General features: G+C 67.3%; 15 protein-coding genes. 1 reads left to right on the top strand and 14 read right to left on the bottom strand.

Annotated features, from left to right (window positions below; translation table 11 throughout):
* Positions 1 to 291 precede the first annotated feature (291 nt).
* The 5 genes from HCU64_RS20390 to HCU64_RS20370 form a co-directional block, all read right to left on the bottom strand.
* Complete coding sequence (locus tag HCU64_RS20390; RefSeq protein ID WP_233386065.1) at positions 292 to 1,101, bottom strand: GntR family transcriptional regulator; 810 nt, start codon at positions 1,099 to 1,101, stop codon at positions 292 to 294.
* A gap of 77 nt (positions 1,102 to 1,178) precedes the next feature.
* On the bottom strand, positions 1,179 to 2,168 hold the full coding sequence (locus tag HCU64_RS20385) for an Ldh family oxidoreductase (RefSeq protein ID WP_233386064.1): 990 nt from the start codon (positions 2,166 to 2,168) through the stop codon (positions 1,179 to 1,181).
* A gap of 2 nt (positions 2,169 to 2,170) precedes the next feature.
* Positions 2,171 to 3,112, bottom strand: a complete 942-nt coding sequence (locus HCU64_RS20380) for an NAD(P)-dependent oxidoreductase (RefSeq protein WP_233386063.1) — start codon at positions 3,110 to 3,112, stop codon at positions 2,171 to 2,173.
* A gap of 167 nt (positions 3,113 to 3,279) precedes the next feature.
* Positions 3,280 to 4,557 (bottom strand): UxaA family hydrolase, encoded by a 1,278-nt coding sequence (locus HCU64_RS20375; protein WP_325170003.1) that lies wholly within the window; start codon positions 4,555 to 4,557, stop codon positions 3,280 to 3,282.
* A gap of 7 nt (positions 4,558 to 4,564) precedes the next feature.
* Positions 4,565 to 4,852, bottom strand: a complete 288-nt coding sequence (locus HCU64_RS20370) for a UxaA family hydrolase (protein ID WP_233386062.1) — start codon at positions 4,850 to 4,852, stop codon at positions 4,565 to 4,567.
* 400 nt (positions 4,853 to 5,252) lie between these two features.
* Here HCU64_RS20370 and HCU64_RS20365 point away from each other — a divergent pair, with 400 nt between their 5' ends.
* On the top strand, positions 5,253 to 6,641 hold the full coding sequence (locus tag HCU64_RS20365) for an MFS transporter (RefSeq protein WP_233386061.1): 1,389 nt from the start codon (positions 5,253 to 5,255) through the stop codon (positions 6,639 to 6,641).
* Between the two features lie 132 nt (positions 6,642 to 6,773).
* On the opposite strand, the gene HCU64_RS25305 is transcribed toward HCU64_RS20365, so the two are convergent.
* The 9 genes from HCU64_RS25305 to HCU64_RS20325 all read right to left on the bottom strand — a co-directional run bounded on the left by HCU64_RS25305 (position 6,774) and on the right by HCU64_RS20325 (position 13,990).
* Positions 6,774 to 6,905 (bottom strand): hypothetical protein, encoded by a 132-nt coding sequence (locus HCU64_RS25305; RefSeq protein ID WP_267922528.1) that lies wholly within the window; start codon positions 6,903 to 6,905, stop codon positions 6,774 to 6,776.
* A gap of 146 nt (positions 6,906 to 7,051) precedes the next feature.
* The gene (locus HCU64_RS20360; RefSeq protein WP_233386060.1) at positions 7,052 to 7,336 is read right to left on the bottom strand and encodes a hypothetical protein; all 285 of its coding nucleotides are present in this window, start codon (positions 7,334 to 7,336) and stop codon (positions 7,052 to 7,054) included.
* A gap of 54 nt (positions 7,337 to 7,390) precedes the next feature.
* Positions 7,391 to 7,816: a lysozyme inhibitor LprI family protein gene (locus tag HCU64_RS20355; protein ID WP_233386059.1), complete on the bottom strand. Its 426-nt coding sequence runs from the start codon at positions 7,814 to 7,816 to the stop codon at positions 7,391 to 7,393.
* 10 nt (positions 7,817 to 7,826) lie between these two features.
* Positions 7,827 to 8,795, bottom strand: coding sequence for a hypothetical protein (locus tag HCU64_RS20350; protein WP_233386058.1), 969 nt, complete (start codon positions 8,793 to 8,795; stop codon positions 7,827 to 7,829).
* A gap of 28 nt (positions 8,796 to 8,823) precedes the next feature.
* Positions 8,824 to 9,678 carry an OmpA family protein gene (locus tag HCU64_RS20345; RefSeq protein WP_233386056.1) on the bottom strand — a complete coding sequence of 285 codons (855 nt, stop codon included), beginning with the start codon at positions 9,676 to 9,678 and terminating at the stop codon, positions 8,824 to 8,826.
* A gap of 100 nt (positions 9,679 to 9,778) precedes the next feature.
* Positions 9,779 to 10,759 (bottom strand): trypsin-like serine peptidase, encoded by a 981-nt coding sequence (locus HCU64_RS20340; RefSeq protein WP_233386055.1) that lies wholly within the window; start codon positions 10,757 to 10,759, stop codon positions 9,779 to 9,781.
* Between the two features lie 79 nt (positions 10,760 to 10,838).
* Entirely contained in the window at positions 10,839 to 12,005 is a 1,167-nt protein-coding gene (locus HCU64_RS20335; RefSeq protein WP_233386054.1) for a hypothetical protein, read from the bottom strand.
* A gap of 60 nt (positions 12,006 to 12,065) precedes the next feature.
* On the bottom strand, positions 12,066 to 12,578 hold the full coding sequence (locus HCU64_RS20330) for a hypothetical protein (protein ID WP_233386053.1): 513 nt from the start codon (positions 12,576 to 12,578) through the stop codon (positions 12,066 to 12,068).
* The gene (locus HCU64_RS20325; RefSeq protein WP_233386052.1) at positions 12,575 to 13,990 is read right to left on the bottom strand and encodes a hypothetical protein; all 1,416 of its coding nucleotides are present in this window, start codon (positions 13,988 to 13,990) and stop codon (positions 12,575 to 12,577) included. The genes HCU64_RS20330 and HCU64_RS20325 overlap by 4 nt, the downstream gene beginning before the upstream one ends.
* Positions 13,991 to 14,051 lie beyond the last annotated feature (61 nt).

The following is a 14,051-nucleotide window of genomic DNA, read 5'->3' as shown; positions in this document are numbered from 1 at the left end:
GCCGACAGCAGCAACCGCAGCAAACGTGCGAACCAAACGCGTCATGACATCCATCCTTGATCCGAGAGCCGCACCACGCAGCCCCTTCGCAAGGTGGGTCGCACCAGAAACGTGCCAGGTTCAAAACGATCGAAAAAATCCAAACATGAAGCGCCGGCGTGAAGAGCGTGCCGTCGCAATAGGCTGTTGGCGCCGGCGAGCGTCAGCGCTTCGGTACCGGGCACCTACGAGAGCCTGGCAATGATTTGCTCGGGCGTGTGGTGCTTGCTTCCCATCTGGTGGGAAGGACCATCAGCGCAGCAAAGAATTGTAATGAAGCACCTGTGTCAGGCAGATCGACAGCCGCCATTCGACGGGGCGATCTTCCAGGTCCACGGCAACGCGATCGATTTCGAGGGCGGCGGTACCTTCTGTGGTTTCGAGCAGTTGCGCTTGCCGGGCGTCCAGGGTGATGGCCTTCAGGCGCTCGTTGGCCGTTGCGATCGTGATGCCGAAACGGGTCGCGTAGAGGCTGTACAGGGTGTTCGGGACCTCCATCCGGGCAAAGCCCGGAAATAGCACGGCTGGGACGCTAATGGTCTCGGCAATGCAGAGCCGGCCGTCGAGGTAACGCAAGCGTTCGATGCGCACGACCTGCGCCGTTCGCAGGAGATCGAGGTTCTCTCGCTCGTCTGCGTTCGGGCTGGCCTCGGTCATCGTGATGACGCGGCTGGTCGGGATGCCGGCACCGTCGCCGTCGGGGCGCAGCTTGAAGAAGCGGAAGACGCTCTGCTGGTCGTCATGCTCGGCGACGAAGGTGCCGCGGCCCTGTCGGCGGATCAGCAGACTGTCGGCGGTGAGCGCATCTAGAGCCTTGCGGACCGTGCCCTGGCTGACGCCGAGCTCCAGCGCGAGCTGGCCCTCGCTCGGGAGCATCTGGCCCGGTTGCCAGACGGCATCGGCGAGGCGCTTGAGCAGCTTCTCGTAGACTTGGCGGTAGAGGGGCCGGTAACCGATCTCGCTTCGGCCTGCCGTGGTCGTTGGATCGTCGGCCGTGCGTTCCATGTCGTGCCGCTGTCGCGCCCGCTTCGAGGGAAGGTCGTCGAGGGACGAAACCAGCAACTCCTCCGCCCTTTGCTTAGCGATACGTATCAGCGCGGGCAATCACGGTCCCGGTGACTGACGGGGAGCAGGGGCCATCAGAGGGCCTGGATCTCGGCCATCAACGCATCGGGGATCGAGAGGCCGGATTCCGCGGCGCGGTGGCGGAGCTCGAGTCGCCGTGTTCCGGGAAGGCGCGCGCCCTCCTGGTCCTCGATCGATCCGGCGAGAACCGCGAAGCGTTCGAGTGCGTCCGGTGACAATGCGTCCGTGGCGATCGCGATCAGAAACTGTCCGGTGCCGGGCGGATCGCCTTCGGCGTCGAGGAACGGGGAGGCCTCGTCGGCATAGCGGGCTCCGACGAGGCCGGCTGCGAGAAGCTCGACCATCAGTGCCAGCGCCGTGCCCTTGGCGTCGCCGAGCGGCACCATCGTCCCCTTCAGCGCGGCAGCCGGATCCGTCGTCGATTGCCCCTCCGCGTCGAGTGCCCAGCCTTCGGGGATCGTCTCGCCCCTCTGCTTGGCCCCGACGATATTGCCTCTGGCGACCTTCGACAGGGCGAGGTCGACGACGATCGGGGCCCGGCCCGGCAGAGGGCAGGCGAAGGCCAGCGGGTTGGTGCCGAACACGGCGCGGCGGCCGCCCCAGGGCGCCATTGCCGCCGGGGTGTTCGCAAACAAGAGAGCCATCAGGCCCTTCTCGGCCAATGCCTCGACCGGGAGGCCTGCAGCGCCGCAATGATGCGAGCGGCGAATGCCGGCTGCGGCGATGCCCTGGCTACGGGCGACCTCGGGCAGGCGTTCCGTCGCCGCGTCGATCGCCGGATAGGCGAAGCCGTTCGCCGCGTCGATGGCGAGAAGGCCTGGCCGGGGATGCTGGACGGCCACCGCGGCGTCACCGACGACCTTTCCGACTTTCACCTGCGCCGCATAGCTCGGCACACGCGAAAGCCCGTGGCCCTTGAGGCCATCGGCCTCAGCGGCCACCAAGGCGCGCGCAACGCTCGCGGCTGCACCAGGCGAGGTGCCGCATCGGACGAGGGCCTCGGCTGCGAGACGTTCCGCGTCGTTCAGGGAGAGGTTCGGCATGGTCAGCCCTCCAGGAGATGGCGGCGAACCGCCTGCGCGGTCACGGACGAGACGCGCACGTTCGATTCGACGGTCACGCCGGCGATATGCGGCGTCAGAATGAGATTGGGAGCGTCGGCGAAGACCGCACCGGCCGCCGCGTCAAGCGGTTCGCGATCGAAGACGTCGAGCGCCGCGCCGCCGAGATGGCCGGCCTTCAGGGCGGCCGCGACAGCGGCCTCTTCGACGACGCCGCCGCGAGCCGCATTGATCAGCACCGCGCCCGCCGGCATTCGGGCGATGGCCTCGGCACCGATCAGGTTGCGGGTCGCGTCGGTCAGGGGAACGTGCAGCGAGAGGACATCGCTCTCCGCGATCAGCGCGTCGAGTGTCCTGGAGGCGACCGGTCCGTAATCCGGTTTCCAGGCGGGATCGTCCGCCGCGAGGAACGGATCATAGGCTGCGAGCTGCATGCCGAGCGCGGCTGCGCGGCGTGCCGTCTCTCTGGCGATGGCGCCGTAACCAATGAGGCCGAGGCGTTTGCCGGCGATCTCGCGGCCCATCAGGGCGTTGCGGGGCCATTCTCCGGCAGCGACGCGGGTCGTCGCGCCGTAGGCGCCGCGCAACAGCAGCATCGCCGTGCCGATCACGTATTCGGCGACCGCACCGTCATTGGCGCCCGTCGCAGGGAAGACCGCGATGCCGCGTGCCCGGCAGGCGTCCATGTCGATATTGTCGAGCCCGACCCCGAGCCGTCCGACGACGCGAAGTTTGGACCCGGCCTCCAGCAGCGATCCCCTGACCTGCGTCCGGTTGCGCACGATGAGGCCGCGCGCTTCGGACAGAGCCGCCTGCAGCATTTCCGGCTTATCGACGAGCGTCGGATCGTAGAGCACGTCGAAGCCGGCGAGCTCTTCGCGAATGGCGGCCTCGTCCATGAATTCCGCAACGACGATGTCGGGCATTGCCAGTCCTAAAGGCTCGATGAGGTCGGCCCGCGCGATCGAAGAAGGGCGGGGCTCGCATTCGCAATGACGGACGGGCCCAATGGATCGAGCCCCTGATCCGCGCACTTTTCGCAAGTCATAGCGAACGCGGCGGCTTGGGCCGCCGCGTTCGTTGGAGTTCCGCCTCAGGCGCTGCGGTAGAGCTTCGTCATCACGAACTCGCGGTGACCAAGCGACTCGGCTGCGGTCAGACGACCATTTGCCGTGCGCACGACCATGTCGATCAGGGAGTCTCCCGCCTGATCGAGCGTCATGTCGCGCCGCAGGATGCCCGACACGTCGACGTCGATATGCTCGCCCATGGTGCGGATCGTCTTCGGGTTACCCGTGATCTTGATCACCGGCACGATTGGATTGCCGATGACGTTGCCCTGTCCGGTCGGGAAGGTGTGGATCGCGTAACCCGCGGCGGCCATCAGGGTCACGCACTCGGCGGCTGCCGAGGATGTGTCCATGAAGTACAGCCCCGGCCCCTTGGCGGGTGCCTCGGCTGGCTGGAGTGCGTCGATATAGGTGCACTCGCGGCCGATTTTCTCGAGGTTCCCGAGCGCCTTCTCCTCGATGGTCGAGAGACCGCCGGCAATGTTGCCTTTGGTGGGCTGGGAATCCGAGAGGTCGTCGGTCTTGTGGGCCTCGATCACGTCGTCCTGGTAGGCCTTCCAGATCTTGAACCACTTCTCGGCGACCTCGGGGCTTGCCGCCCGCTCCTTGCAGAGATGCTCGGCGCCGGTGATCTCGGAAGTCTCGCCGAAGACACCGTAGATCCCCTGGGGGATCAGCTTGTCGTACATGTTGCCGACGGTGGGGCAGGAGGCGAGGCCGGTCGTGGTGTCGGATTCACCGCATTTGGTGGAGACCCACAGCTCGGAGAGCTTGCATTCCGTCTTCGGGAGTTCGGTCGCCCACTGGAGCATGCGCTTGGCGGCATAGCTCGCCTTGGCGATGATCGCGATGTCGCCGTGACCTTCGATGCCGAAGCCCACGACCGGCTTGCCGGTCTTGGCGATCCCGTCGACGACGCGGCCGGTCCAGCTATCCTCGATGCCGATCACTACCACCGCGGCGACGTTCGGGTTCGACCCGATGCCGATGAGCGTGCGGAAATGGACCTCGAGATCCTCACCGAACTGGAGACGTCCGTAGGCGTGGGGCAGCGCGAGCGTACCCTTGACGTTGTTCGCGACTGCCTCGCAGGCGGCGTTCGACAGGTCGTCCAGGGGCAAGAGGACGACGTGGTTGCGCACGCCGACCCGGCCATTCTCACGACGCCAGCCCATGAAGGTGGCGTTCTGGTAGTCGGCGGATGCCCGCTCGGCCGGGAGGGCCTTGGTGACGAACTGATCGGGAGCGCCACCCGGGAAGGGCGACGACATCTCGTGTTCGAGAGCTGCTTGTAGGCTCATGATTTCCTCACCACCGCTTCGTTTTCATGTTGTGGGTGTGGACGTGCTCGCCCGTCGCAATGTCGGCGACGGCCTTGCCGATGTCCTGGCCGTACTTCCAGATCGTGTCGCCCGACTTGATGTCCTTGAGCGCGACCTTGTGGCCGATCGGGATGTCATGCTTCGACTTCAGCCGGAAATCGGAATTGTCGTGCGTGACGACGCAGAGCATGTCGGCTCCGGCCTTGAGGCCTTCCACCACGACGACTCCGACCGTGTCCTTCCCATCATGTACGAGGAGTTGTGGAACTCCCATGGCGTGCCTCCCAATGATTGTTGCGCACACTCTTGTATAAGACAGATGACTTGGGTGTCAACCGACTGGTGACGCTCCGGCCTGATCCGTGAGCGGACTCAATCATAGAACTGCGACCCACAGAGACAAAATCACCCAAATTCCCATACATATAGGCATGTTAGTTGCGCGCAGATCCCCGCGGCGTGCTCGGTTGCATACGGCAGGCCGCAGGCCGCGCGTTGACATTGCTCATATCTTATACAAGACTAGGACGACGATGCGTGTTCAGTCGGCAGATGTGTGCCGTGGCGCGAAATCGCGCGGATAACGGGGCCTCCGGGCGTCTCGCTAATCCCAGAAAAACAAGACAACGCAACGATTGTCTACGAGATAATATAAAGTTCAGGGAGACACGCCGGTGAAAGAGCAGGCTCAAGATCACGTAGATACAAAAACTATATTCCTGCTCGCTTTTTCGGCGACATCAGGAGTTCTTGTTGAATTCTACGATTTCTTTATCTTTGGATATGCAGCTGCCAGTGCATTTCCCCATACGTTCTTTCCGAATCTCTCCCCCACAGCCGCCCTCGTCGTCTCGTATGTGACGTTCGGCGCCGGCTTTCCAGCCCGCCTCCTCGGAGCCTTCCTGTTCGGCCACTTCGGCGATCGGCTGGGCCGCAAGTCGTCGTTTCTGCTGAACATCCTGATCGTTGGCGCGACGACGATCCTCGTCGGCCTCCTGCCGGGATATGACACGATCGGGGTGGCGGCGCCCATCCTTCTCATTCTGTTGCGCGTGATCCAAGGCATCGGTCTCGGCGGTGAGTTCGGCGGCGCGTCGTCACTGCTTGCGGAGTTCGGCGCAAAGCGGAAGCACCGCGCCTTCTGGGTGTCTCTCGCGAATATCGGCATTCCGGGCGGCGCCATGGCCGCCAGCGCCGTGCTCTATTTTCTGTCGGACAGCTTCGCGACCGGCGGTTGGCGTATCGCCATGCTGCTCTCGGCGGTCGTGGTTATCCCGGGCCTGCTCGCACGCTCCCGGTTGGGCGACTCGCCGCTATTCGAAACCTTGAAGGAGAAGGAAGAGCTTTCGAAGATGCCGAGCATCGATGTGATGCGTCAGCACTGGCGTCCGATCGTCCTGTTGGCCCTGGTCTGCGGCTTCCAGCAGATGGACGGATATGTGAGCGGCACCTACGCGATCTCGTTCATGAAGTCCGCGGGCATTCCGCTGGCGACGACGGCCGTGATCATCTTCGTTGCACGGATTGGTGACGTTCTCGGCGTTCTCGTCAGTGGGCCGGCGGCCGACTTCATGAAGCGAAAGCAGGTCACGTTCCTTGCGATCGCGATCACCGCTGCCTTGTCCTACCCCTACACGCTGGCGATCCTTCACAAGCAGGTGGAACTGACCCTCGTCCTCCAGTTCCTGATCACCTTGACGGGTGTGGGCGTGCTGCATGGGCTCGCACCCATCCTGACGTCGGAGGCCTTCCCGACGAAGTATCGCTATTCCGGAGCGGGTATTTCCTACAGCCTGTCCGCGATCTTCGGTGGCATGTGTGCGCCACCGCTGCTCGCCGGCCTGATCGGCGAAAACGTGGCCGAGAAGTGGTTCTATGTTCCGGTCGTGTACGGACTGTACGCGCTCGTCGCGTTCGTCGCGCTGTACTTCATTCCGGAAAGCCGCGATCTCGCGCTCGACGATCTCGATGCGGCCCGTGCGTCGGAGCCGACATCGAGCGGCGCTACGGCCGCTGGCACCTGGGCGGAGCCGATCAATCCGGCCGAGGCGCGCTCGAGATAGCTCTCGGGTGAACGCTGCGTCGTTCGTGCCGACGGGCGATACAAAGTCCCGCGAAAAGCGAAGCAGCCGGCCGAAGGCCGGTTGCCGGCAAGTCAGCAACCGGCTTGTGAACGAGGCTCTGGTCCCCTCAGTTCAGGCGTTCAGCCACAGATGAGCGATGATGCCATCGTTCGTCGCACTGCCGCTCTTCGGGCTCAGCCGGTTGGCCAGGACTGCGACAAGCGCAACAGTGGCAATAACGGCGACGGCGAGCAGGGCGGTCATCTGGCGGATCCGAGAGGAGCAAGTGCGCTGCAACATATACCGCAGTGCACAATTCCCCTGAAACGCCGGCTGCAACTGGCAGCGTTGCAGCTTGGGCATAGTTCGGCGGCCAGAATTGAGGTTCCGGCGCTGCCGAACTCCTATCGTCAGCGACCCGCCGAGCAGCGCTGCCAAGTCCGACGATAACCCGGATCGCCAGGCCGCCCGTAGCACCAGCCCGCTCCCTTGAGGCGCGCGTCGATGGTCTCGCGTCTGGCACAGGCATCCTGGGTGGCTGGGTCGTCGCCGTGACCTCCCCGGCACGCGCTATTGGCGGTGGCCCAATCCCGAAGGAGCGCAGTCGGCTCTGCCGGTTGCGCGCTCGCCGATGACAGTGATGCGCAGAGCGAGGCCACCACGAGGGCCGAGACCTGGGGAAGCGTGATCGTCATGGATGCCTCCAAGGAGCATTGATCAGTGGGCTGTGGCCAGGGCGCCGCAAAGCCTCAGCTCATGTCTGCGAGATCGGAAAGCTCCGCGGCCCGCCGCTCGTTGTGCACACGGATGCAAGTCATGACGGCGTGGTTGCGACCTGTGCCTCCGGTGAAGGCGACTGGCACTTCCCCCTCGCAGCGGGCCTTCAAATAGGCCTGCCAGGCCGTCTGCGTCCGTTCCAGCGTGGCGAGCGCGGCCGGGCGGCCGTCGTCCGAGATCGTCGTGCTCGCCTTCAAGGCCTCCCGCGCCTTGTGGAGGGCCGAGCGGACATGGGCTTCGCTTCGATCGGCGAGCTTCGAGAGACAGAGCACGGGGTCGTCGGCGTTCCGGCACTGGCCCGGCGTCTCGCCTGGAATGTCGGTGAGGGCCGGCGCAGCCGAGGCCGTGCCGCCGAGAGCGAGAAGCAGCATGGCGGCAAGACGAGGACGGCGTCTCATCGGCGCGGCCTCAGCGGGTCGCGACTCGGCTGAGCACGAAGGTGTTGCCCGAGAACTGGACCTGACCCGGGGCGCTCATGTGCTCGAGCATCAGCCGCAGGTTGCGACCCAGGCGGGCGGAGTCGGAGCGCGTCTCGTACCAGTACTCGGCGCTGGCGCCGCCGGAGCGCACCGGGCGGTGGTGCTCGTAGCAGCGGAACGCCGCCATGTACTCCTCGGCCGCCTGGACCTCCTGAGCCGAGAAGCCGTTGAGCTTGACGACGTAGGCGGTCGGCAGACCGGCACAGCTCTCGCCGCCGGGAGCCGCTGCGACGGCACCGCCCGCCACGGGCGCATCCGGAGTCGCGGTCAGGGCCGACCCGGCATCGGCGCCCTTGCGCGGCGCCACGAAGCCGTCGAGCTTCGCGGTGAGCGCCGAGGCGACATCCGCAGCGATGGTCTTGGACTCGGCGCCCACCTTCTCGAGCAGGCATTCGCGGTCGCAGCCCTGGGGGAGCGGCGGAAGCTGCACGCCGGCCACCTCGAACGAGCCGATGGACTGGCCGGTGCGCACGTTCAGCAGGCGGCCGGGAATGCGCACCTCGGGCCGCACGATGTCGGAATAGGCTGACTTCGAGGCCGAGGCGTAGATCTGGAAGATCACCACCACGTCGAGCGGCGGGTTCTGCACCGACCGTGCGACGTCGATCAGCTCGGCATCGCGACGGCGCACACGGTTCGGCTGGGTGATGCCCATGGCCACCGCGGTCTCGTCGTAGACGTTGTAGCCGCGCAGGTTCATCGTCTCGGTGAGTTCGGTGATGACCCGCTGGAAGATCCGGTTGCCGCGCGGCACCGTATCCTCGTCGGCATCCTCACCCATCACGACGATGTTGGGCTTGGCCTGCGCCAGCGCGGGCGCCGGTCCCATCAGGACGGCGACGCCGAGCGAGAAGGCGGCGAGAGCGGCAGCACGTAGCGTAGGTGTGACGAACGACATCTGGGGCTCCTTAAGTGAATGGATTGGCTCAATCGGCGCAGGGCGGCGGCATCGGGGCTGCGTCGAAATCATCGAGATCGAGGGCGACCCGCAGGCGAGGGTCGTGGGCCTGCAGGGCGTCGCAGGAGCGGCCGGAGGCAGGCAGGACGAAGCGGAGCGACCCACTGCGGGCTGGCGGCGCGATCAGCGTGACCTCGACGCGGCGGTTCACCCGCGAGAGCGGCGCGCTCGCATCCTTCAGTCTGGTCAGGCCCCAGCCGTGGACGCGCAAGCGATCTGGCGCGATGCCGTAGCCCTCGACGAGATGGGCCTGCACCGCCCGTGCGCGGGCGAGCGAGAGGCGGCGGTTATAGGCGGGGCCGCCGGCGGCATCGGTATGGCCGGCGATGAGGAAGCCGTAGCCGGCGAGATCGGGCGCGCGCAGAGCCTCACCGAGGGGCTGGAGCTGGATGCGCGCCTCGGGCGTCAGGCGGGCGCTGTCATAGGCGAAGAACACGGTGAGATCGATCGTGTGGGTCGGGTCGATCCGCACGCTCGGGCCACCATCGTTCGGTGCGACCGCAACCGGCGCCGGCGGCGCACCTGGATTGCCGTCGACGAACGGGGCGAGCGAGCGGATGATCGCGGTGGCGCTCGGATTAGTCGCCTCGGCTTCGGCGCGCTCGGCGGCCTCGTTGCGGGGCGGAACGGTCCCCTCGGCGGGCGCGATGGGTGCGGCAGGCTCACGGCGCGCGCCGGGCACCTCGGTCAGCGGATTGGCCCGGGCCGGCCCGGCGACCGCCAGAGCGAGGCCGGCGGCGAGGATCAGGCTGATCCGCTTGCCGGGCTGAAGCGGCGCTCCTGCGCGCAGGGCGTGTCGCGACGGCTGGTCTTGGATCCGCATGGGTCGCCCCCTCTTCTGTCCCGGGCCGTCCGGCCCCTCACACCCGATCCATGGGTGGCCCAGAGCCGTTTTCGTTGGCCGGTGGATTCTTTTTTCGGGATCAGCGCCCGCGCAGGATGGCGTTCATGCCGGCGGGGTCGAGCGGCGCCGAGGCCGGCGGACCCGCGGGCGCGGCAGCGGCCGGTGCAGCAGGCGGCTTGCCGGGATCGGCGGTGGCGACCGGACGCCCCTGATGCGCGGCGATCTCCGCGAGGATGCGGCTCTTGCCGAGGATGGCGCTGAGGCGCGTCGCGCTGTTGAAGCTCGACGTGTCCTTCGGATCGAGTCCGCCCTCCTTATGGAGGGCGACGGCGCCGACGGGACCGTCGAACATCAGCGATCCGGACGAGCCGGCGAGCGTATCGCAGCGGTGATGCAGATCCGGCCCGTCGGGCTGATCCTTCATCGCGAAGCAGCGGAAGCGGCTCATCACCTTCGGGCGGCCGAGCGGGTGGTGGACCACCAGCATCGAGGGGTTGCCCGTGATCGCCGCGCCGGAAAGCCGGGCGGTGCCGTAGATCTCTCCCGGATGACCGGCGACGCGGGCGAGCGCGTAGTCGAGCCGAGGGTCGAATTCGACGGGCCTGGCATCCATCTCGAAGCGGCGGGAGCCTTTGCCGTCGAGGGTCAGGTAATCCATCAGGACGGATGCCTTGACGGGCGTGAGGTCGCCGGATTGCGGCAGGCAATGGTGGTTGGTGAGCACGTAATCGCCCGGCAACAGCGTGCCGGTGCAGGACGCACCCATCTGCTGGCCGGTGCGGGTGTTCTTCAGGAGGATGTCGACACGGCCGATGGGCCGGGCGAGCACGGCGAGCGGATCCTTCGGATCGAGCTCGGCGATGGGCTCGAAGGCACCCTTGTTCTGGTCGACATAGGCCGCTGCATCGCCCGTGGTCTGGCGAAGCGGGAGTTGCGCCCGGCCGTAATCGGCAGGGTCGAAACCGACTGTCTGAGCCCGAGCCGCAGGAGTTGCTGCCATCGAGAACAGCAGGCAGGCGGTCGTTAGGCCGACGCCATTCCTCCGGCGGTTCGCGTGCATCGTCTCGCTCCTCTCCGTCGCGGCCCTATGCCCGCGCTTGGCTGCTCGGTCAAAAATCATGATGAGGCGCGCCCTCTGCTCAGCGTGTCAGAGCGTGAACCAGACGGGGGCCGGGAGGACCCGCTCCGGGGATCACCTGGACGGCGTAGACGAAGTTCTGCCGGGCGGCCTCTTTCAGGAAATAGGCCTGGGCTCCGTCGGGGAGACGCACCGGCGGCAACGATGCGGCCCGTAATTCCTGGCCGATTTCAAGAGTTCCGCGAGGCGCTTCGGCGCAGATGGCGAGGCCGCAGAGGTCGGGCGTGAGCCGTGTCGCGGCGAGCCGGCCGTCGGATACGAGAGCGACCGCGCGGCGCTCGGGTTGGTCAGCGCCAAAGGCGACGCGGCGGCAGGATGAGCCGGCCGGTGCACGCAATTCCTCGACCTGGACCCGCGGGGGCGATGGCGTTTCCGGAGGCTTCGGCTGGGCTTCGTCGGCATCCATCTTGGCCGTCTTCGCAGGGCTACCGGCTGCATCCTTCACGGGGTGGTCTGGGGCTGCCGTCGATGGTAGCCGCGCGACCCCGAAGGCAAGCGCCGCGACAGCGGAGACGATCCCAGCGGCAACCAGCGGCAACGCGAATAGCCGCTGCCGAGCGGGCGGGCGGGCAGCGGCCGATCCCGCCGGTTGTGCCAACGCATGCAGCGCTGCGCCGACGGAGGTCGGTGGCAGGACCAGGGGAGGGATCTCGCGGCCGAGCGCTCGGATGACGGCTTCTGCCTCGGCGCGTTCCGGACCTTCGGGCAGCAACACGGCGAGGGCAGCTCGGGGAGCATCGGCGAGGAGGGTGCGGGAGCGCTCGATCTTGTCGAGGAGCGCGTAGTCGCCGGGGATGACTGCGAGGTCGAGATCGACGGCGCCGGTCGCCCAAAGGATGAGGTCGGCCTGCGCGAGCTCGGCGGCGAGGAGATGGCCTTGCGTGGCGAGGCCATGAGCGAGGCAGATCGGCGTTTCCCAGGAGCGTCCGGCATCGAAGCAGCCCGACAGGCGCAGCTCGTGCGGCGGGAGCGCGTCGCCGGCGAGACGGGCCAGCGGGCCGTCTGGGGCGCTGAGGCGGGCGTAGTCGCCCGACCAGGGCAGGGGCCGGTAGTCGCCATCGGCGAAAGCGGCTGAAACCGGCAGACCGGGACGCGGCTTGAGACTGCGCAGCAGGAGCGGACCATTGGTCGTCGGCACCACGACCAGGATTCGTTGTTGGAGGCTCACGCGCCACCGCCCATCATCGCCACGGGCAAGATCACGCGGCGTTCTCCGGAGCGGTGATCCTCACAGAAGAAACACCGCGCAGGCCGGATCGCGGAGCATTCGGCCAAGTTCCAGTGCATCGGGTACGGCGGGATCGAGGGCGAGCAGGATCGTGCCGTCAGCCGGCGCGCCGAGGTCGAGCCGGACCATCTCGTCGCCGAGCCAAGCCTCAATCATACGGGGCGTCTTCGCCTCCGTGCCGCGCAGGACCAGAAGCGGCGGTGCGTCACCATCGGCCGGCAGGATCTCCAACTCGAAGGCGCCGATCCGGCGACGGGCGATGGCACCGTCGGAGGCGGCCGCGGCGACCGGGGCGTAGGCCAGGGCCTGGGCGCCGAGCATCGTGCGGTAGCGCTGGGCCGTGTCGAGATCGGTGCGCAACGCCCGCACCACGGAAAAATCCACGGGCTCCCCCGGTTCGCGGGTCGCGTGAGCCCAGAGTGCTGAGTGGCCAACCGTCCGTGCGGGAGCGCTCACGCGCATAAGGCCGCGGGCGGCATGGATCTCGGCGAGCATCCGACCCTCGTCGCTCATGCGGCGGCCTCGCCGGCATAGGCGGTTGCGAAGGCTCGCGCGAAAATCTCGAGGTCGGCGGCGAAGGCGGGTTCGAGCGGTCGCTGGCGGGCGAGCGTGGCGAGCGCCTGCTCCAACCTGCCGGTCTCCTCGGCGAGTCTCACCAAAGTCGCGTCGACCGCGGCGAAACCTGCGGCGAGACGGGCGCGGTCCTCGAACCCGGCCCGGCGCACGCGCCGCAAATCGGCCTCGGCGGCTTCCAGAGCGGCGCGCGCCTCGACAGGAAGCTCGTCTCTATCCGCAATGCGCAGGGCGGCTGCGATCTTCAGCATGCGCGCGAGATGCGTCGCGAGCGAGCCGGCACGCTCCCTGAGCGCCGCATAGCTCTCGGCCTCGGCGCAAGAAGCACGCTGCGCGACGTCTGCCCCGCCTCCGCCCCGCCGCAGGCGGTTGGCGATGCCGGATTGCACCCGCCCGAAGCTCGCCGCCCGCAACGCCGTCAGCGGCCGCGTCCGATGAAAGGGTTCGAGGCGCAGGAAGTCGGCGAGATCATCGCGCTCGGCCCCGGTGAGAATCTTCGGGCCATCCGGCAGATCGGAGAGCAGGGCTGCCAGGGCCTCGGCCGGCTCCGAGGCGGCCAAATCGGCGAGCGAGGCATCGAGCCGCTCCTCCCAGCCCTCGGCCGCGTCGAGAGAGGAGGCCGCCGCGAGGCTCTCCAGGCCGCCGAGCAGGCCGGAAGCCGCCTCGAAGGTCACGAAATGCTCCGCCACGGTCCGGAAACCCGGCCGCTCGCCCGTGGCCATCTCATTGCGCCAGAAATCGAGGATGTCGTCGTCGACGAAGCTTCGGCGCCCGTCGAGGAAGCCGAGGATCGCGCGAAAGCGCCGTTCGAGCGGCGCCAGAGGCAGATGCGCGTTGCGATATGCCGCGAGGTGGCGCGCCAGGCGCTTGGCCAGGAATGCAGCGGCGTCCGGATCGGGCCCTGTGACCAACTCGTCGAACCAGCCCGAGATCGTGGCGAAATGGCCGAGATCCTCGGACGTCAGCACGAACTCGGCCAGTGCCAGCAGCCTGGCGAGACCGGACCAGGTGGTGCGCCAGCCCTCTCCGCCGTCCCGCAGGACGAGGCCGCGCCCGTCCGTTGCAGCGCCGGCCTCTGCGCTCACGGCAGAGAGCCGCGCTTCGATCGCATCGGCTCGCGCCAGACCGGGATCGAGCGCCAAAGTAATCAGGTCGCGCCCGTCACGGCATCCTCGGAGTCGGGCGAGTGCTGCAAGCGCGTGGGCGAGGTCCCAGAGCGGCTTGTCGCGGTTCGGGCGCACGGCACCAGTGACGACCCGGGCGAGCCAGGCACGATCCTCGCGGGAAAGGTCGCGGCCCTCGCCGACAATGGCGAGATCGGCCGCACAGCGCTCGTCGTATCCGCCACTCATGCGCTCTCTGGGTGCAAGCCCTTGTAAAGCCTTGAGGTCGCGCATCGATATCGTCTGGCCG

This window comes from Methylobacterium sp. C25, assembly GCF_021352225.1.
Classification (GTDB): Bacteria; Pseudomonadota; Alphaproteobacteria; order Rhizobiales; family Beijerinckiaceae; genus Methylobacterium.
Note: the sequence above shows the minus strand (reverse complement) of the source record. Positions and strands in the feature narration are given on the sequence as shown.

Coding starts and splice junctions, on each gene's coding strand:
- HCU64_RS20370 (WP_233386062.1), bottom strand. CDS start 4,852: ATGGGAGTTCCACAACTCCTCGTACATGATGGGAAGGACACGGTCGGA.
- HCU64_RS20330 (WP_233386053.1), bottom strand. CDS start 12,578: ATGAGCGACGAGGGTCGGATGCTCGCCGAGATCCATGCCGCCCGCGGC.
- HCU64_RS20325 (WP_233386052.1), bottom strand. CDS start 13,990: ATGAGTGGCGGATACGACGAGCGCTGTGCGGCCGATCTCGCCATTGTC.
- HCU64_RS20385 (WP_233386064.1), bottom strand. CDS start 2,168: ATGCCGAACCTCTCCCTGAACGACGCGGAACGTCTCGCAGCCGAGGCC.
- HCU64_RS20375 (WP_325170003.1), bottom strand. CDS start 4,557: ATGAGCCTACAAGCAGCTCTCGAACACGAGATGTCGTCGCCCTTCCCG.
- HCU64_RS20350 (WP_233386058.1), bottom strand. CDS start 8,795: ATGTCGTTCGTCACACCTACGCTACGTGCTGCCGCTCTCGCCGCCTTC.
- HCU64_RS20355 (WP_233386059.1), bottom strand. CDS start 7,816: ATGAGACGCCGTCCTCGTCTTGCCGCCATGCTGCTTCTCGCTCTCGGC.
- HCU64_RS20340 (WP_233386055.1), bottom strand. CDS start 10,759: ATGCACGCGAACCGCCGGAGGAATGGCGTCGGCCTAACGACCGCCTGC.
- HCU64_RS25305 (WP_267922528.1), bottom strand. CDS start 6,905: ATGACCGCCCTGCTCGCCGTCGCCGTTATTGCCACTGTTGCGCTTGTC.
- HCU64_RS20360 (WP_233386060.1), bottom strand. CDS start 7,336: ATGACGATCACGCTTCCCCAGGTCTCGGCCCTCGTGGTGGCCTCGCTC.
- HCU64_RS20380 (WP_233386063.1), bottom strand. CDS start 3,112: ATGCCCGACATCGTCGTTGCGGAATTCATGGACGAGGCCGCCATTCGC.
- HCU64_RS20345 (WP_233386056.1), bottom strand. CDS start 9,678: ATGCGGATCCAAGACCAGCCGTCGCGACACGCCCTGCGCGCAGGAGCG.